Below are 17,943 nucleotides of genomic sequence, written 5' to 3' on the forward strand. Positions count from 1 at the left end.
TCACTTGATGAAACCCGCCGCGTAATTGCGGCATCCCGTAAGCTGCTGGACCGGATGGCGAACCGGTTCGATGAACACGAGTGGAGGGTTCCTACTCTGGTGAGAGATACACCTTGGCTTCCTTGGCGGCAGCCTCAAAGCCCTTTCGTACCACCTGAGGGTCAATCGGATCGCTCTCTAGATCTGACAGGCAAAGGTTCACCGCCTTGTGCCAGCGGGTCCTCTGCGGGTCCACCTCTTGAGTTGCTCAAGGGCTGCCCTCGCATTGTTGCAGCCATGCCTGTCGCCGGTTTCAGTCTTCACGAACACGGGAGGGACGAACCAATGGGTTGCCATTGAGGGATAATTAGAGGGGGTGGAATGTTTGGTAGAGATGTCTGGGCCGGTGATCGAATTTGGCTCGCGCGAAGAGCGATGCGACCTGCTAATCAGGAAAAAGCCTACCCTCCTCCTTAGCGGCAGCCAGGAATGCCTTACGGGCCTCCTCAGCTTCCATCTCGTCGAATATCACGGCCATGCAAACGCTCACCGCGAGGTCCCAGCAAGGGCCACGCTTCGTCCACTTCAGCAGCTCCTCGCCGGCTGTCTCGGCGTTGTTGACGTTGCGAAGGGTCCCGGGACGCTCGGTCTTGACGGGGACCGGAGGGGAGAACCAATGGAGTGCCATACAGTCACTCTTTGTCGGCCCTATCAAGTTCCTGCAGCAAATGCTTTTGCTCAGCCGGCAGCTCCCGTTCTACGGGCAGATTTAGCAGGTTGCGAAGGTGATTGCGGATTACCTCTGAAGTGATCCACCGCCGCACAACTTCGGCAATAACCTTCTGTTTGGCTTTATCGATTTCAGCCATGTTCCGGCCTGCATGCTTAAAAGGACCGAACTGCACCGCGAGCGGATTTGTTCCTTTGAATGATGGGCGGAATGTTTGGTAGAAATTTCTCAGCAGGGGATCGGATTACTGGCTCGCGCGAGGACCCCCTGCCCTCTCGACCCTATAGAGCGCGCCTCGATCCGCCTTTGGTCCCACAACCCCGGATCGGTCGTCCCGACGTACACCTGAGGTCGAACCAATGGGCTGCCGGGAGGACTATTCGTGGAGGTCGAACGCGACTGACAGTCCGAAGGCCGGGGCCGCAGTGATTATAAGGTAGACCAGCTCATCGTCAGTAACCAGCAGATACGAAGAGTCTCGGCGTATCTCTGCGATGGTCTCCTTTACGGATAAGACTTCACCGCGAGAGGCTTGCAGGATCACTTTCTGAACAAGGTCCTTCGTGGCAGCTGCGGCGGGTGGAGAGTTCGGTTGATCGCCCATCCTGGGAGCCCCCTCAAGCTAAACCCAAGCGATCATTGATGATCCACAGTGGTAAAAAATCAACATACGATTTCGTGTGAAGGGGGCGGAATGTTTGGTAGAAATTTCTGAGCGGGGGATCGGATAACTGGCTCGCGCGAGACTCCCCCATGCGCCCTTCGCTTTCCGCCAGCGAGGCCGTAACATGTTGTGTCGGAGAGTTGGACCCCAACATGGTGAGTCTGAGCCAGAAGTTACGGAGCAAGCAGCCGTTCTGCATCTATTGTGCCGGATCGACTCGCGGCGTCGACATCGACCACGTACCGCCAAGGGGGCTGTTCGATGGAAAGTGGCGACCGAAGGGCGGGGAAGTGACTACCTGCAAGCAATGTCACTGAAGGGACACGCGAGATGGACGATGTCGCGGCGTTCGCAAGCCGCTTCCTGCCCAACCCGACGACGGCTGAACAGCATGACGACGTCAAGCGGTCGATCAAATCTGTGTACCGAAACTATCCCAGCCTAATCGCCGAACTGGGCAGACCGAAGGAGGACGGCCGCTACGTTGAAGGGCGGAGGAGTGCTGGCGGCGAACGGGCCGATCATGTCCTCCGTAATGACTACCTTCGCCGCTCGCATGGGTTTGCCCTTCACCACTGGGTTACTGGGGAGATTGTCGGCCCGGCTGGTGGCGTGTTTGCGCGATGGCATTCAAACTATGAACGATTTCAAGGCCGGCTGCCCCAAGCATTTCTGGACATCCTCGGGGCGGATTACACCATGTCGCAGGGCCGGAAGAATGTGGGAGATCAGTTCAGCTTCAGGTTTGTCAAAGGCATGGAGCTTGGGGTGACCGGGTATTGGGCAATGTTTCGGCAATCGTTCGCGGTCATGGCGTTCGTCTCCCAAAACATGGCTGAACTTCGAGACGCGGCGACCGGGGTTCCTCAAAGGCTATTCCGTCAAGTTCTTGGGGTCTTGGCCCGGTCAGTACGGTCAGCCGTTCCTGACGCCCTATTCCTTCATCAAGTGACCCACCGAGGCACCCGGTCTCGTATGGTATGCTCCAGCGGTACCAGCCAAACCGGAAACCATCTTAACTGAACTGAAGAGGGTTTCCGAACATGTCTTTCATCAGGGCCTATCTCCGCGCATCAACCAAGGAATAAGACGCAGGACGGGCAAGGGAAGACCTTGAACGATTCAAAAAAGAGCGCGGTCTGGCGGTGGCCGCCTGGTATGAAGAGAACGAGAGTGGGGCAACCTTGAAGCGTCCTGAGCTGGATCGGCTCATGCGCGATTGTCATCCCCAAGACGTGCTCTTGGTGGAGCAAGTTGATCGTCTTTCCCAGTTGAACGAGGCCGATTGGGAGAAGCTGAGAGCCGACCTGAAGGCGAAGCAGGTGCGCGTCGTGGCGCTGGACCTGCCGACATCCTGGCAGGCTGTCAGTGATGGAGGCGACGAGTTCTCCCGGCGCATGGCCGAGGCGATCAATAGTATGATGCTGGACATGCTCGCAGCCATTGCCCGCAAGGACTACACCGACCGAAGAAGGAGGCAGGTCCAAGGGATCGAGAAGGCCAAGGCCGACGGGCGTATGCGGGGCCGGCAGGAGGACGCGAAGCGGAACGCCGCTGCCTCGGCGATGCTGAAGACGGGCGCAAGCTGGAATCAGATTGTCGACGTAATGGGCTGCTCTCGGGCGACCGTGGCGAAGCTGGCAAAGCGGGACAGGGCGGCATAGCGAGGAGCGCTCCCGCGACACCTTGCCTGCTTATCGCCGTTCATGCGACCGCGTATGCGGGGTGGCTATTTTGAAGACCAGAAATTTTGCAGATGGATCAGACTACCCCTATCGTGACCGAACTCGATGACGGAGAGGAAGAGCGCGACAGTCCCTTCAATGCCTATCGGTTCGCCGCATCGGAGAACACCAAGGCTATCGTCCAGGAAGCGATCGGGCTGCTCCTGAACTGCGAGGCCCATGTCGGGCTCAGGACGAACAAGCGCCGGAACCGGGATCAGGAAACATTCGACCTGACCGTTGACGCCGTTCTGTCGGGCCTCATGCACCATCACGTCGCCGAGGATCCAGGCGCTCCAACCGCGTTCTCGGCACAAAGAGCCGCTATCGACCACGCGTGTACAGCAAGATGTTCCCACACATTCTCGACCTCATGGCGAAGCCAGAGATGGATTATATCGAACAGCAGATCGCTGCGCCGGTGGAAGGCGCTGCCAGGGCGACGGTCATCCGGTCCGGTCTCCGGCTTCTTGACCGGATCGCTGAGCATGGGGTCGGAATCGATGACCTCGACGAACATCCGCACGGCGAGACCATTGTTCTGAAGCGCGTCAAGCTGGTGTCTACAAGATACTCAGCCAGAACAGGGCTGGCACCTCGATCTGCCGCCTTTTCTCGTTGCGGAAACGTGTATGCTGCAGCTTAGCGCGCTGTTTCCGCCCGGGTGGAGCTAGGCTGTCAGTTTAGTGAAGTCGTGGCGCCGCGCGCGAACATGTGCCAGCAAATTCGTTTCGTTTACGACCCCTGATTGAAAGAGATTCAGCGTGGTCGAGACCAGAATCTGACCGTCTATCGAAGTGCTGTACCATTTAGCGTCGGCGGTTATCTGGTCGACAACCCGCTGGCAAATCGCCCGATCTTTAGGTCTAAGGAACTGACTTTTCAGCACTGGTAGCATCTCGATGCCTTTAAAGGGGAGTCACTTGTCTCCCACGCGACCACGCGTGGGTCTCCCGAGAATGGATACTAAACGCATCTGGACAGAAAATTGCCATTCGTTTGAGCGGTACCGATGCGGGGCGTTGGGTCGATGACGTGGTTGCGATCCCGGCCGCGGTACGGAGGCGGGTCACCGACGACCGCCTCAGGGATACACGCACTTCCTTAGGGGGCGGCCCAGCGGCTTGGGTTAGGGGGCCGCTTGGCCTGACCAGCGAGCGTTCGGGAATGCTCGACTGACTGGTTAGTACATTAGACAAATCTAATGTACTTGAACCATGCGAACAAAGTACGCGGCGGTAAGAAAGTGGCTGGCACGATTCACTTACCGCGCGCTTTTGCCTTGGGTTCTGGCGAGCTTTCTGACGGGTTTGCAGCCAATTTTGCAGATCGCCGATCTGTTACCCACAGGGACTTTTTCCTCGCCACCAAATCATCACGATCGCCCTCAGCGGTCGCTCGGCTATGCATCGCAGCTGTGGCGTAGTCGGCTCTGTTGGTTCGATAGTCTTCTTTTTGGACAGTCATCGTTTGCTCCCAGTTTCATAGCCCGTCTTTTTGCCCTGGCGGGGAGATTAACTGCCGGTGCATTACGCGAGTCAATCGATTAAACGACCACCCCGCAGTCGCGAGGGACGGGAAGCAAGCCGACAATTTTAACGTTGGAACGGCTTACAAAGTGCCGGCAACACAGCCGCCCTTTTGTCGGTGTGCGTTGATCGCGTCCATGTTGCCCTTCAGCTCCCCGATACGAGCATGCGCTGAGGGCGGGACGAAGTCTATGTGCCTTGATGGGATGCGGATTATATTCCTATTTTGTGGATGCCGCACCATCGCCGACACGAAGCCGTGCCGGTCCTACGTCCTTCCTCTACGACCGCACAAGATTGTCAACAATCTGTAAAAGTTTTGTTGACAGATAATTGATTTGAGCCTTGACTCACAAAAGTCCGCGTATCGGTCGAGTTCTGTCGCAACAATGCGCGGCCTCCAAAGGGGAAAGAACAATGATCAACAGACGTTCAATAATCACATTCGCCGCACTCGGCGCCGTCTCTGCGCTGGCAATCATGGCCGGCGGCACAATCACAGTGCAAGCCGCCAACAAGGAACTCAAGATCGGCTTTGTCGGCGTGACGAGTGGCGCGGCCGCTGCGTGGGGCACATCCAACGTCCGCTCGATGCAGACGCGCGCCGCCTGGATCAACGAAACCGGCGGGGTGAAGATTGGTGACGAGACCTATGACATCAAAATCGTCACCTTCGACGATCAGAAGGACCCGAAGCGGGCGATCGCCGGCATCGAGAAGATGGCCCAGGAGGGCATCCACTATGTCGTCGGTCCGAATGTCGACGACGGCGCGGCGGCGGTGCGTCCCGTGGCAGAATCCAAGGGCATCATCTATTTTCCTTACGCATTCCCGAAGGAACTCTACACCCCGCCGGCGTCCAACGCCGTGCTCGGCATGATCGCCAACTACCAGTCAGCTCCGGCGATCTACAAATATCTCATGGAAAACAGGGGCGTGAAAAAAGTCGCCTTTGTCGCCGCCAACGAATCCGATCCGCTGAGTCAACGGGATGGCGGTGTTGCCGCGGCAAAGGCGCTCGGGCTTGAGGTTGTAGCTGCCACGGACGTCTACCAAAACGATACCCGCGATTTCACGCCGGTACTGACGCCGATCGTTTTGCAAAAACCGGACCTGCTGGTGCTTTCGGGTGTCGCGCCCGGCAATGCTCCGCTGCTGATCCGCGCCGCGCGCGAGCTCGGCTACGAAGGTCTGATCTCCACCGAAACGGCGCAGGATGCCAAGGTGCTGGAAGAGGGCGCGGGCGAGTTGGCCAACGGTTTCATCTCAGTCGGCGGCGCATCGACGCCCGAAATCGCATCCGACATGATGAAGGAGTTCGTCGACCGCTATACGAAAATGTTTGGCGAATACAATGACGAGTCCAACACCAAGGTCTACGCGCTCGAATACATCATCGAGACGCTGAAGGCGAACCCGGCCGCGATCGACAATGTCGAGGAGTTCAAGAAGACGATCGACACTTTCTCGGCGCCCAATCCCTATCTGAAGGGCGATGCCAAGCTGACCTATGTCGGAATGACGTCGTTTGGCCAGAAGCGCCAGCTTTCGGTCCCGATGGTGGTCACGGAATACCGCGACGGCAAGTTCGAGACGCTCTTCGTCGCTCAAGTCGATTGACGCAATTGCACTGAAGCGGATTGCCGCAGAGGCTCGTGCATTCGCCTTGAGCCTCTGAATGGACGGGAACCATCCTGATGGAACAAGTCATCGCCAACGGGCTTTATCTTGGTGCGCAATACGCCTTGATCGCGCTCGGTCTGACCCTGATCTTCGCTCTGATGAACGTGCTAAACTTTGCCCATGGGCAGATGTACGTTCTCGGTGGCTTCATCACCTACACCGTCTATGGCCAGCTCGGCATGCCTTTCGTCGTCGCGCTCGTCGCGTCCGGGATCACGCTGCTGGTCATTGGAGCGCTGGTCGAGAAATTCCTTTTCAGAACGGTGATTAGGCGAAGCGTGCGGGAGGAAAGTACGATGCTTCTCGCGGCGGCGGTCGCATTCTTCCTCGACGCCGTGATCCTCCTCCTGTTCGGCGAAAAGCAGCGCGGCGTGCCGAAGATCGTCAACGGCGTCTTCGTCTCCGACAGCCTCATAATGCCTTACGACCGGCTGCTGGTCGGCGCACTCGCCATACTGTTCATCGCCTCCTTCGTGCTTTTCATGCAGTACAGCAAGCCGGGACGCGCCATGCGGGCGCTGGCGCAGGACCGGGTCGCGGCACAGCTTATGGGCGTCGAGGTCGACCGCTATTCGATGATCGGCTTTGCGCTCGGCGCGATGCTTGCCGGCATAGTCGGCGGGCTGCTGGTCGCCATCACCGGCGTCAATTCGGGCATCGGCGGGCCGATCTCGATCAAGGCGTTCTTGATGGTGATGATCGGCGGCGCCGGCGTGGTCAGCGGAGCGATCGCCGGCGGCTTCATCCTCGGCATGATGGAATCGGTCGGCCTGACGGTGCTACGCCAATATGGCGACGTCACTTATCTCGTCATCTTCGCCGCGCTGATGGTGTTCCTGAGCATCCGCCCGAACGGGCTCATGGGCAAGCCGTGGGGGTGATCGACATGAAGCGTACACGCAACATCCTCGGCGTCGCTGTCTTCCTGCTGGTCGTACTCATCGGCGTGCCCTGGCTGATCGAGGCGACGGGTCGGCTCGACCTCTACTACACGCTGACTTCGGTCGCGCTGCTCAGCATCGCCAGCGCCGGGGTGTGGGTGACTTTCTACATCGGCCGCATCAATATCGGCCAGGGTGCCTTCGCGCTTATGGGCGGCTATGTTTCGGCCATCCTTGTCGTCCAGTATGGTGTGTCGTTCTGGCTGACACTGCCGCTGGCTGGGCTATTCTGCGCCGCTGCAAGCGTGCTGATCGGGCTGCCCATCCTCAGGCTTCGCGGCGTCTATTTCGCCATGGTCACGCTGGTTTTGACCGAAGTGGCGCGGCTGCTCGCACTGGCACTGCCGATCACCAACGGAGCCAAGGGCATGGTCAGCATTCCGCTCCCCGGCGGCATCTCGATATTCGGGCTGACCATCCTTCCGGATTTCGCGACGCTCGCCAATCCGCGTCCCGCCTTCTATCTGGTGTCGGTTGTGCTGATGGTGCTGTGCTTTGCAGCGCTCTACCGCCTAGTCCATTCGCGCATCGGCAAACTCTGCCAGTCGTTGCAGCAGAACGAGGAACTGGCCTCCTCGATCGGCGTCAATATCGCCTATCTGCGCGTCATCGCCTACGCCATCTCCTCGTTCCTCGGCGGTCTCGGCGGCGCGATGTTCGTCGCCATCTCTCAGTCGATCTATCCGTCCAGCTTCACCGTCACCGACTCGGTGAACTTCATGCTGAACTGCTTCCTCGGCGGGCTCAGCTACGTCTTCGGGCCGATGATCGGCACCTTCGTGCTCTATTTCGGCTGGGATTTCCTGTTCGAGACCGGCGAGTTCCAGTTGCTGATCTTCTCGTCGGTGCTGATCGCGCTGATGCTGTTCCTTCCCAACGGCCTGCTCAGCCTCCGGCTGTTCGGCAAGAAGCAGGGCTAGGACCATGACTGACCTTCTCCAGATCAAGGCAGTGACCAAACGCTTCGGCGGGCTGGTCGCGGTCAACAATGTTTCCTTCGCGGTCCGCGAACGCGAGATCCTTTCCGTCATCGGCCCCAACGGCGCCGGCAAATCGACGCTGTTCAAGCTGATTTCCTCTTTTCTCAATCCGACCTCGGGCGAAGTGCTGTTCCGGGGAGAGCGGATTTCAGGCCTGGCGCCGCATATCGTCGCCCGGAAGGGCGTCGTGCGCACGTTCCAGGAGACGACGATCTTCAAGGGCATGACGGTGCGCGACAATGTCATAATCGCGCATCACCTGCGTTCCAATGCCAGCCTTGCCGGCTTCTATCTCGGCACGAATACCGCACGGCGCGACGAAGATGAATTCGGCCGCTCGGCCGACGAGATCATCGACTTCCTCGGTCTCGGCGCGCAACGGCATGAGATCGCCAGCACGCTGCCGCACGGCCATCTGCGCGCGCTCGGGATTGCCATCGGGCTCGCCACGAACCCGACCGTCCTTCTGCTCGACGAGCCCTTCGCTGGCATGAACCATGACGAAACCGTGCGCGCGGTGGAGATGGTGCGCGGCGTGCGGAAGCGCGGCGTGACTGTCCTGCTGGTCGAGCACGATATGCCCGCCGTCATGAACATTTCCGACCGAATCGTCGTCCTGAACTTCGGTGTGAAAATCGCCGAGGGAACGCCGAAGGAAATCCAGGAGAACGAAAAGGTCATCGAGGCCTACCTCGGCGCCGAAGATGAGACGATCGGATTTTAGCCATGAGCGAACTGCTGAAAGTCTCCGACGTCGAACTCTACTACGACCATGTCTATGCACTGAAGGGTGTGTCGCTCAACGTCAACGAGGGCGAGACCGTCGCGCTAATCGGCGCGAACGGCGCGGGCAAATCTTCGATCCTGCGCGCCATCACCGGCCTGAAGAAGGTCCGCAGCGGCGAGATTCATTTCCAGGGCCACCGCATCGACGGAACGCGCCCTGACGAGCTGGTCAGGATGGGCATCGCCATGGTGCCGGAGGGTCGGCGCGTCTTTTCCTACATGACGGTGCGCGACAATCTGATGATGGGCGCCTTCACCCGCATCGACAAGGCCGAAATCGCAAGGACGCTGGACATGGTGCTCGGGCGCTTCCCGCGCCTGAAGGAACGCTATTCCCAGACGGCGGGTACGATGAGCGGCGGCGAACAGCAGATGCTGGTGATCGGGCGGGCGCTGATGGCCAAACCGAAGCTTCTGCTGCTCGATGAACCCTCGCTCGGCGTCGCGCCGAAGCTCGTTCAGGACATCGCCCGCTCCATCGTGGCGATCAATCGCGACGAAAAGGTCAGTGTTCTCTTGGTCGAGCAGAATTCGCGCATGGCGCTGCGCATCTCGCAGCGCGCCTACGCACTGACGATCGGAAAGATCGCGCTGGCCGGACATTCGGCTGAGCTGCTTGGCGACGACCGGGTCAAGAAACTCTATCTCGGCGGCGAAATATGAAAGCGCAAATGGACGTACTCGTCGTCAATCCCAACACCACCGCGTCCATGACCGAAAAGATCGGCGAGGCGGCGCGCCGCGCGGCTTCGGCCGGCACCAGGATCATCGCCGTCAATCCGAAGGACGGGCCGCCGAGCGTCGAAGGCTATTTCGACGAGGTCTTCGCCATCCCGGGAATGATCGGCGAGATCCAGAGACATCCGGCGGCGAGCGCCTGCGTCATCGCCTGCTTCGACGACACCGGCCTCGACGCAGTACGCTGCGTCGGCGAGATGCCGGTGGTCGGCATCGGCGAAGCGGCGTTTCACATGGCGAGCCTGATTGCCGGCAAGTTCAGCGTGGTGACGACGCTGTCGCGTTCGGTGCCGGCGATCGAGCACAATCTGGTGCGCTACGGCCTCGCCAGCCGCTGCGCCAGGGTGCGGGCAAGCGACGTTCCCGTTCTGGAGCTCGAAGTGCCCGGCTCCAACGCCCGCCATCGAATTTCGGAGGAGATCGAGCGCGCCATCCGCGACGACCGGGCCGAAGCGATTGTGCTGGGATGCGCCGGCATGGCCGACCTCGCCGCCGCGCTCAGCCGCGAACATAGCCTTCCCGTGCTCGACGGCGTCGCCTGCGCAGTAAAACTCTGCGAGAGCCTCGTCGGCCTTGGCCTGTCGACCTCAAAGCGCGGCGGCTACCAGGTTCCACTCGAAAAATCCTTCGCCGGAATCTTTGCGCCCTTTTCGCCCTCCGGCCGTCTATCCTGATGCGTGCAAAATTGTTGACATTCCCACACAGGATGTTCGATGTGCGGCCGGAAACGCGGTGTTCGTGCCGCTATGCGATCCGGCCGCCGGGACAATGAGACGATGGACCTGCTTGGGCCAAAGCCACGGGATGGCGATAAGCCGACGATGCGCTGGTTTCCGGTCTATGCCGGCCTGCGCGACGCCATCGTCAGCCACCGCCTCGCACCGGGCACAAAACTACCCGAGGACGAACTCGCCTCGATCTATTCGGTGAGCCGCGCGGTGATACGCGCGGCGCTGCAGGCGCTGTCGCATGACCGCTTGGCTCGGCTCGAGCCGAACCGCGGCGCGTTCGTCGCCCAGCCGACCAAGCAGGAAGCGCGCGAGGTCTTCGAGGCGCGGGCGCTGATCGAGCCCAAGGTCGCGGCGCTTGCCGCCGAAGTGGCAAAGCCGGCCGAGATCGCGCAACTGCGGCTTCATCTCGAAAAAGAGCACGAGGCCCTGCATGCCGGCCGCGACAGCGACGCCATCATGCTGTCGGCAAAATTCCATGTCGGCATAGCCGAAATCGCCGGCCATTCTATCCTGACCGCTTTCGTCAAAGACCTGCTGTCGCGGTCGTCGCTGATCATCGCGCTCTACTGGCGCCGCCGCGACACCACCTGCGAAAGCCACGCCCATCACGCCCTCGTCGATGCCATCGAAAAGCACGACGCACAAAACGCGTCCGACCTGATGCGAAGCCATCTCGTCGAACTTCTGTCGGGCCTTGATCTGTCACTTGGCGAGAAGAAGCCCGAGAGCCTGTCGGACATCTTGCGCTGATCTGCGCTGTCAAACTCTTCGCCAAGCTTCGCATTGCAGATGTCGTCGCGATGCTGGACGAATATCGGATCACCCGCAACCGACACCGGCCAACGAAGCTCGCGCGTAAGTGGCCGCTCTCAAAGGTAGTTAAGCCGAAGTGCCATACTTGATCGCCCCCGATTGGGCGCTCACGGCGAAGCCAGGATGCACGTCACCCCGCAATCCTGACCTGGCGCCTACCCCTGAAACGTCCCAATGCGACATTTCTACTTGCCAGCAACGCGACATTCGAACTTGGTTGCAACATGATCCCCGGTTGATTGGCGATCCTGCTCCCGGTCCACCGGGTTCCGAAACGGCACTATCGCCATCTTGGGACGTTCAATGCAGGGAACTTCGCGATCCGACCCTTCTCGGACCTTCCCTGAATGCAAGATCACGGGCAGGTTCTGACCCTCATTCCCGACCTTGACAGCCAAGTGCAATATGCGCCAGTTGCGTCTTCGGTCGTTGCAAGCCGTTGACACGATATGATTCAGCATTGTTGGGCGGTAGCCCGAGGATTGAATCCGATATTCGCCTTGCTGGAATGTCTAATGCGACTCCGTCATGATCTTTCCGGCCCTGTCGAGCGACGCTGCCAAAGCCGGTGACGCCAATGCAGGTGACGAGGTCAGGCTAGATCAGTGCAGCAGATCCGCCCGGCGACTTTTCTTTTTGCGGCCCGAGCCCTGCGGGACATGGGCGACGGCTTCGTGGCCGTTCTGTTGCCGGTCTATCTCCTCGCATTAGGCTTCGCGCCTCTGCAGGTCGGCATCATTGCAACCGCATCGCTGCTCGGTTCAGCGCTCTTGACCATCGCCGTCGGACTCCTTGGTGCCCGACACGATCACCGCCAACTCCTGCTTACCGCCGCCAGTCTGATGGTCGCCACGGGTGTGGCCTTTGCTGTCGTCCACGACTACGCGCTGCTTTTGGTGATCGCCTTCGCAGGCACCATCAACCCGTCGGCCGGCAGCGTCAGCGTATTCGTGCCCTTAGAGCATGCCGTGCTCACACGCGAAGTCACCGACGCCGCGCGGACCAAGATGTTCGCGCGCTACAGCCTTGTGGGTGCGCTCGCAGCCGCGGTTGGCGCGCTCGCTTCGGCGACACCTGATCTTCTGGCTCCAGCCGGCCTCGATCAACTCACCGGCATCAAGGCGATGTTCGTGCTCTATGCGTTGCTGGGCCTGCTCGGCGGTCTCCTTTACGCGCAGATCCCGCAGCGCCGTCCAACGTCGGACTCCGGCAGCACGTCCGCGCTTGGCCCCTCGCGGAATATCGTTTTCACGCTTGCGGCCCTTTTTAGCCTTGATGCCTTTGCCGGCGGCTTCCTCGTCCAGTCGCTGCTTGCCCTGTGGCTTTTCGAAAAATTCGACCTGTCGCTTTCGGAAGCGGGCTTTTTCTTCTTCTGGTCCGGCATCCTTTCGGCGTTCTCATTCCCCGTTGCCGCCTGGCTGTCGCGGCACATCGGACTCATCAAAACGATGGTGTTCACACACATTCCGTCCAGCATCGCCCTGATGCTGGCGGCGCTTGCGCCGACGCTCCCTCTGGCGCTCGCCCTGCTGCTGATCCGTGCCGCGCTTTCGCAGATGGACGTCCCGACGCGCTCATCTTACGTCATGGCGGTCGTCACGGAGGCGGAGCGGGCAGCCGCCGCGAGCTTCACATCGGTACCGCGCAGTTTGGCTGCCGCAGCCAGTCCCGCCCTGGCGGGCGTTCTGTTCGCTGCCTCGTTCCGGGCATGGCCCCTCCTGATCTGCGGCGCACTCAAAATCATTTATGATCTGCTGCTGCTGATGCAGTTCCAGAACGTCAAGCCGCCAGAGGAACGCTGATATTTGAGTTGCTTGACCGGGAGGGGTCAATCGGGAAGGCAAATATTGGAAAGGTCGTTGATCACTTCGGCTCTGACTCCGGACTTGTCGAATGCCTAATGTGACCCGACATCCTCGACCCGATGCCTGCAGACCATCACCCGCCAGCGCAGCAGACAACGAAAGTCTCCGCTGGGCTCTGCCGATCAGGCAGGCCGTGCTTTGTAGAAGCGGCACCAACCATCGGGGCTGATTTCACCCGCGATAATCTCGGATGCATTCGGCTTCAGGAAATGGGAGCACCCGGCGCAGCGGCGACCTTTGTTTGGAACATCCTAATAAAGCGCCACAGGCTTTGGGGTTGTTTCGGCGCCGCGCCGCAGGCTGACCTGTCATGCAGGAAGCAAGCCCACCTGCACCTGCAATCGCCCGCGCCGGTCATCGACACCTTAAGAAGTTTCCGGCGAGACAGCGCTTGGCCTGTTGTGCCGACCCGCAATTACCTCACCACGATCTTCTTTAATGATCTTTCCTCCCAATCGAACCCAAAGAAGCGCCGAGTGCTGATCAGATCGATTGAGGTACTCGATCAGATCACTCTTTTCCTGATCGGTCAGAGCAAGGCCGAGATAGCCGTCATAGTGCTCCTTCTGCGCAAGACGTCGATCGGTTCCACTCCTCCTGCCAGGGGCCGATCAAGTTTAAGGACCCGACGTCTCCACCCGGCTCCAGGTCTATTTCTATAAAACCGTGCGTCACCGTCCTGCTTCCTTGATCCCTTGCCTTCCCTTACAATCCCTTCCGGATACAGAGGAGTTCCGCCATGAGCGAAGACGCCGTCAACATGTCGATCCGCAAGTTCCTGAAGGAAGTCGGCGTCACCTCTCAGCGCAAGATCGAGGAGACGGTGCGCGAAGGGCAAATCGGCGGCAAGAAGCTGAAGGTCCGCATGACGCTGACGGCGGAAGGCACCGGCCTTAACCACGTGGTGGACGGCGAGATCGAACTTCCATAAGCCGGGCGAAGCGACCTAGCGAGACGGCCGAGGCGGCCGAAAGCGTCGAGACGGATCAGCGGTTGGAATGGCGTCTGGCCGGGTGGATGTAGTACCGCTCACCCCACGCTCTTGCGACTCTAACGGAACGCGAAACACCGATCCTTTCCAGTCGTTGGTTCAACGAATCTATGGAGGCGCCCGACGAGGATATGCGGTTGTCGAGGAACCGGGCCGACGTGTCGTCGCGGAGGAACTTGATCGGAACGGCGATGTGCTATTCCTGGGTTGACGCGGCGGCGTTCGCCCGCCGCGCCGTTACGTGAAGCGGCCGGGCGACCGTCTCCAACGCCGGTTGCCCGTTTGAAACTCGAGCGCGGCCGCAGCATCGATTTGATCTGTCGCCGGCGCGCAGCGTCTCCAGCGCCTCCAATTTGCCGTGCAACCATTTCCAAGGCTGGCAGGCTAATTTCGATGGGGCGCACCTCGTCCACTCTGGCGCCCGATCCCATATCGCGTTGCCCAACGACGAATGGTCCTGTCATCGCGGCCAGCATAGTCGGCGGCTGATTTGATATCCCGCACTTCATCGGGCCGCATCAGGATGGATCGAGGGGGGCGCCTTGTTTCTGGCGCTGTTTTGACAGGGAGCGCGTTGGTTATTCGGCCCATCGCGCCTGTCGCGGCTGCAAAGACGGCCGGACCATATTGGCAGCGCTCATCACTGATAGAGGAACGGCGGCACCCCGCTCGCCCGATATCAGGGAACGATATCGCCCCCCATGTATTAGAAACTGATGGACACTATGGAACCCCACGGCCACGGGATAGCGGCCGATATTTTGACATCGGAAGTTGCCATTGCCAGGCAGCGCATCCATCGGACCGAGCTCGCGCTTCAACGCACTGAAGAAATGCTGGCCAAGAATCTCGCGCTGCGCAGCAGGATACGAGCTGCGGTCGAGGCCGCAGACCGCTTGGTGAAGATCGATCCCCCCAGCTTTGAACGGCGTCGCCCAGGTTGAACTGGGCCGGCGCTTCATTCGTCGCGCCCCACCGGCCACCGGCGCCACCACTCAAGCACCGCGGCAACCATGTCCACAGACGGCGAGCGCGGTTCATCGTGGGCGGACTGGTGCTCGGCCAGGAACCGATCGTCGTCCATGCGGCCGATGGCTTCAGCGACGTGGGCCAGCGATTGGTCGATCCAGGCCGCGGCGGAGCGATCGGTCGACGTCATGCCGACGGCTCGGTGTCGGGGATGCTCGGGGCGGCAGTGGGTAGTGGTACACTCGCCGGAAAGGTCGGCAATTGGCGCGTTGTGCCGGTTCGGAACCGGGTGGACCTGGGGAGAATCGTCAATCAACCTTGGGTCTGTTCCACTTCTCCGAAGCTGACGTTCGCGGTGCGGCCCGGAATGCCACCGAACCTGCCGACATCATAGCCACGCCTCGAGTAGAGGCTTCGTCTCGAGCACCTCGGCACGGTTCCGTTCGCGCGATAGAAGCAGCGGTTGGCGATTGAGCAGCATGGAATCGCCGAATTCATGCGCGCGGTATCGATACGCGGTGAAGGCTGCGGAGGCCTTAGCGAGCAGAGCATCATCGGCAAAGGCGCGCAGGAGCTCGAAATGGCTTTCGCCGGGCTGGTGGACGCCTGTGAGAATCGCATCGACCACGCGAAGCCGCGTGCCCCGCGCGATGCGCCCTGTCGCAATGCCATTTCCGGCACGCACATTGCCGCCGGGATTGGCGGCTGCTTCAAGTGCGCGCACTACGCTTGTGCCGATCGCAATGATGCGGCTGCCGCGCAGCTTCGCCCGCGCGACCTGCGCCGCGGTGCGCCCAGGGATGCGGTATGGCTCGTCGAAGGGAAGGCGCGAGTCGAGCGCGGGATCGCCGGTGGAAGACACGCCCGCAGCATGCGTGAGTGTTGCAAAGCCAACGTCGTGCCGACGCCAGGCTTGGAGCGTGCGCCAGTCGAGCGCGAAGCCTGCCGACGGCGCCTCGAACGCGACCGGCCCGGCGGCAATCTTCGTCCAAACATCCCACAGTGCCAACGGCTGGGGAACATGCGCGTATTGGATCGGCCGGCCGTGCTGCGCCAGTCCTGCAAGCACCGCTGCGCGGTTGCCTGGGAAGTGCAACTCGAGAAGGCGTGGATGGTCGAGAAGGCGCTCGACGACGGCGTCAAGCGAGCCGAGCCGGAGGCGATCGCCTGGTGACAGCGGAGGTGGAGGCAGCCGGTCTTCCGTGCGCGTGCGGTGATCGCCCGAGCCGAAGGCAATCGCCACGAAACGGGTTGGATCGGGAAGTGACAGCCAGCCCGCCAGGCGGATCTCGATCGCCTCACCGCTTGGGACATGCGTGCCGTGCAAGCTGGCAGGCAAGGTCGCGGCGTCATTGGCGACGACCTGATCGCCGGGACCGAATAGCGTCGCGATTCCAGCGCGCGGCAGGTCGCGCATCGTGCCGTCCGCCTCGACGACCAACAGCCTGGCTGCGCGCCGATCGGAACGATCGGCGGCAATCATGCGCATGCCCCGGCGTGAAGCGTAGCGCGGACCTGTAACGCGTCGATCATCTTTTCGATGATCTCGGCAGCAGCCAGTTCGGGGCGTTTCAATGTAGACGGATCGGCGTCAGGAAGCGCTAGCGCGTGCAGCGGGGTGTCCATGTCGCCAGGGTCGGGTGCGAGGAGCCGTATGCCGTCGGCTTTCGCCTCCTCCTCCCAAATCGCCGTCAGATGGGCAAGAGCGGCCTTGCTCGCCCCATACGCGCCCCAGCCGGGATAGGCGTTCACCGCCGCGTCGCTGGAGATGTTGATCACCATCGCGCCACGGCCCTCGCGTGCGGACGCGGCAAGCGCACCGAACAGGGCCTTCGTCAGCCGGAACGCGCCGACCAGGTTGACCGCGAGCGCCACTTCCAGCTCCTCGCACTCAGTATCGGCGAGGAGCGCCAGAGGGACAGGGCCGAGGCTCGAGGCATTGTTGATCAGGACGTCGAGCCCGCCGAGGCTGGCAGTGACCTGTAGTGCGATCGAGTAGGTGTCCTCCTTCTTGCCGACGTCGCCGACAATGCCGTGCGCGCCCGTCTCGTCAGCGATGCGTTCGACATTCGCGGCGGTGCGAGCGACGAAGGCCACGCACGCACCCTGCACGGTCAGCTGCCGCACAAGCGCCATTCCGAGCCCGGAGGTGCCGCCCGTGACCGCCACGCGAAGTCCTTGAAGATCAATATTCGACTGCATTGCCGGTGCTCCTTCAAGCTTTATGGCCCTTGCTACAAGTTCAAGTTAACTTGAAGTCAAGCGGGAATCGTGCTTTCGTTCATGCATGGATTCCATGCTGACCATCACCGACGTGTCGCGGCGCAGCGGCGTCGCCTCATCGGCCCTGCGCTTCTACGAGGAGCGCGGGCTGATCGCGTCCGAGCGGGCCGGCTCGGGACACAGACGCTATCCGCGATCCGTGCTGCGCCGGATCGCCTTCATCGTCTTCGCGCAGCGAATTGGGCTGACGCTTGAGGAGATCGGCGCCGAGCTCGCCAAGTTGCCAGCCGATCGCGTGCCGTCGCGTCGGGATTGGTCGCGGTTGTCGGGCCAGTGGACTAAGCGCATCGACCAGCGCATCGCCGAGTTGCAGCGCCTGAGGTCCGGGCTTACCGAGTGCATCGGTTGCGGCTGTCTGTCGATCGACCGGTGTAGCCTTGCGAACCCTGCCGATATGGCAGGACGCAAGGGGCCGGGGCCGAGGTATTGGCTGGGGTGAGTTGGCAGGCAAGTGGACACCTCGAACTACCGGCATTTCCAGAGTGGGTGGTGCGACAATGAGGTTGCGAACAGCCTGACGCGCGGCGGGGGCTGGAT

General features: G+C 60.9%; 20 protein-coding genes and 2 pseudogenes. 15 read left to right on the forward strand and 7 right to left on the reverse strand.

All coding sequences use genetic code 11. The features are described from left to right. Positions 1 to 424: 424 nt before the first annotated feature. Positions 425 to 667, reverse strand: a complete 243-nt coding sequence (locus tag NKJ17_RS32035; RefSeq protein WP_352478412.1) for a DUF982 domain-containing protein — start codon at positions 665 to 667, stop codon at positions 425 to 427. Positions 668 to 671: 4 nt separating this feature from the next. Beyond that, positions 672 to 848: a hypothetical protein gene (locus NKJ17_RS32040; RefSeq protein WP_352478410.1), complete on the reverse strand. Its 177-nt coding sequence runs from the start codon at positions 846 to 848 to the stop codon at positions 672 to 674. An 855-nt stretch (positions 849 to 1,703) separates the two neighbouring features. On the opposite strand from NKJ17_RS32040, the gene NKJ17_RS32045 reads away from it, so the two are divergent. Further along, positions 1,704 to 2,396, forward strand: a complete 693-nt coding sequence (locus NKJ17_RS32045; RefSeq protein ID WP_352691722.1) for a hypothetical protein — start codon at positions 1,704 to 1,706, stop codon at positions 2,394 to 2,396. A 20-nt stretch (positions 2,397 to 2,416) separates the two neighbouring features. After that, positions 2,417 to 3,037: pseudogene (locus tag NKJ17_RS32050) on the forward strand (recombinase family protein). Positions 3,038 to 3,102: 65 nt separating this feature from the next. On the opposite strand, the gene NKJ17_RS32055 reads toward NKJ17_RS32050, so the two are convergent. Then, the gene (locus NKJ17_RS32055) at positions 3,103 to 3,369 is read right to left on the reverse strand and encodes a hypothetical protein (protein WP_352506246.1); all 267 of its coding nucleotides are present in this window, start codon (positions 3,367 to 3,369) and stop codon (positions 3,103 to 3,105) included. 116 nt (positions 3,370 to 3,485) lie between these two features. On the opposite strand from NKJ17_RS32055, the gene NKJ17_RS32060 reads away from it, so the two are divergent. Then, positions 3,486 to 3,743 (forward strand): hypothetical protein, encoded by a 258-nt coding sequence (locus NKJ17_RS32060; RefSeq protein WP_352506247.1) that lies wholly within the window; start codon positions 3,486 to 3,488, stop codon positions 3,741 to 3,743. A gap of 614 nt (positions 3,744 to 4,357) precedes the next feature. On the opposite strand, the gene NKJ17_RS32065 is transcribed toward NKJ17_RS32060, so the two are convergent. Further along, entirely contained in the window at positions 4,358 to 4,564 is a 207-nt protein-coding gene (locus tag NKJ17_RS32065) for a hypothetical protein (protein ID WP_352506248.1), read from the reverse strand. A gap of 479 nt (positions 4,565 to 5,043) precedes the next feature. Between NKJ17_RS32065 and NKJ17_RS32070 the strand changes: the two genes are divergently transcribed. From NKJ17_RS32070 to NKJ17_RS32115, 11 genes and pseudogenes are all read left to right on the forward strand, one after another. Further along, positions 5,044 to 6,246: an ABC transporter substrate-binding protein gene (locus tag NKJ17_RS32070; protein WP_352691724.1), complete on the forward strand. Its 1,203-nt coding sequence runs from the start codon at positions 5,044 to 5,046 to the stop codon at positions 6,244 to 6,246. A 77-nt stretch (positions 6,247 to 6,323) separates the two neighbouring features. Further along, positions 6,324 to 7,190: a branched-chain amino acid ABC transporter permease gene (locus NKJ17_RS32075; protein WP_352478406.1), complete on the forward strand. Its 867-nt coding sequence runs from the start codon at positions 6,324 to 6,326 to the stop codon at positions 7,188 to 7,190. A gap of 5 nt (positions 7,191 to 7,195) precedes the next feature. Beyond that, on the forward strand, positions 7,196 to 8,170 hold the full coding sequence (locus tag NKJ17_RS32080) for a branched-chain amino acid ABC transporter permease (RefSeq protein ID WP_352506249.1): 975 nt from the start codon (positions 7,196 to 7,198) through the stop codon (positions 8,168 to 8,170). 4 nt (positions 8,171 to 8,174) lie between these two features. After that, complete coding sequence (locus tag NKJ17_RS32085; RefSeq protein ID WP_352478402.1) at positions 8,175 to 8,954, forward strand: ABC transporter ATP-binding protein; 780 nt, start codon at positions 8,175 to 8,177, stop codon at positions 8,952 to 8,954. Between the two features lie 2 nt (positions 8,955 to 8,956). Then, positions 8,957 to 9,679 carry an ABC transporter ATP-binding protein gene (locus NKJ17_RS32090; RefSeq protein ID WP_352691725.1) on the forward strand — a complete coding sequence of 241 codons (723 nt, stop codon included), beginning with the start codon at positions 8,957 to 8,959 and terminating at the stop codon, positions 9,677 to 9,679. 8 nt (positions 9,680 to 9,687) lie between these two features. Further along, positions 9,688 to 10,428, forward strand: coding sequence for an aspartate/glutamate racemase family protein (locus tag NKJ17_RS32095; protein ID WP_352506250.1), 741 nt, complete (start codon positions 9,688 to 9,690; stop codon positions 10,426 to 10,428). Between the two features lie 102 nt (positions 10,429 to 10,530). Beyond that, positions 10,531 to 11,235, forward strand: a complete 705-nt coding sequence (locus NKJ17_RS32100) for a GntR family transcriptional regulator (RefSeq protein WP_352506251.1) — start codon at positions 10,531 to 10,533, stop codon at positions 11,233 to 11,235. Between the two features lie 722 nt (positions 11,236 to 11,957). Next, entirely contained in the window at positions 11,958 to 13,100 is a 1,143-nt protein-coding gene (locus NKJ17_RS32105; RefSeq protein ID WP_352506395.1) for an MFS transporter, read from the forward strand. 802 nt (positions 13,101 to 13,902) lie between these two features. Then, positions 13,903 to 14,094 carry a DUF6494 family protein gene (locus NKJ17_RS32110; protein WP_023679340.1) on the forward strand — a complete coding sequence of 64 codons (192 nt, stop codon included), beginning with the start codon at positions 13,903 to 13,905 and terminating at the stop codon, positions 14,092 to 14,094. Positions 14,095 to 14,272: 178 nt separating this feature from the next. Next, positions 14,273 to 14,393, forward strand: a pseudogene (locus tag NKJ17_RS34190) (AAA family ATPase); the annotation flags it as partial. Positions 14,394 to 14,870: 477 nt separating this feature from the next. Beyond that, complete coding sequence (locus tag NKJ17_RS32115) at positions 14,871 to 15,098, forward strand: hypothetical protein (protein WP_352478395.1); 228 nt, start codon at positions 14,871 to 14,873, stop codon at positions 15,096 to 15,098. A 14-nt stretch (positions 15,099 to 15,112) separates the two neighbouring features. Here NKJ17_RS32115 and NKJ17_RS32120 read toward each other — a convergent pair whose 3' ends face one another. The 3 genes from NKJ17_RS32120 to NKJ17_RS32130 form a co-directional block, all read right to left on the reverse strand. Then, complete coding sequence (locus NKJ17_RS32120) at positions 15,113 to 15,313, reverse strand: hypothetical protein (RefSeq protein WP_352478394.1); 201 nt, start codon at positions 15,311 to 15,313, stop codon at positions 15,113 to 15,115. A 198-nt stretch (positions 15,314 to 15,511) separates the two neighbouring features. Beyond that, positions 15,512 to 16,606, reverse strand: a complete 1,095-nt coding sequence (locus tag NKJ17_RS32125) for an S-adenosylmethionine:tRNA ribosyltransferase-isomerase (RefSeq protein ID WP_352478392.1) — start codon at positions 16,604 to 16,606, stop codon at positions 15,512 to 15,514. Next, positions 16,603 to 17,325, reverse strand: coding sequence for an SDR family NAD(P)-dependent oxidoreductase (locus NKJ17_RS32130; RefSeq protein ID WP_352506253.1), 723 nt, complete (start codon positions 17,323 to 17,325; stop codon positions 16,603 to 16,605). The genes NKJ17_RS32125 and NKJ17_RS32130 overlap by 4 nt, the downstream gene beginning before the upstream one ends. 85 nt (positions 17,326 to 17,410) lie before the next feature. Here NKJ17_RS32130 and soxR point away from each other — a divergent pair, with 85 nt between their 5' ends. Beyond that, the gene (gene soxR / locus NKJ17_RS32135) at positions 17,411 to 17,845 is read left to right on the forward strand and encodes a redox-sensitive transcriptional activator SoxR (protein WP_127862987.1); all 435 of its coding nucleotides are present in this window, start codon (positions 17,411 to 17,413) and stop codon (positions 17,843 to 17,845) included. The last annotated feature ends 98 nt before the right edge of the window (positions 17,846 to 17,943 follow it).

The sequence above is a fragment of the Mesorhizobium sp. M0208 genome (assembly GCF_040322015.1).
Classification (GTDB): Bacteria; Pseudomonadota; Alphaproteobacteria; order Rhizobiales; family Rhizobiaceae; genus Mesorhizobium.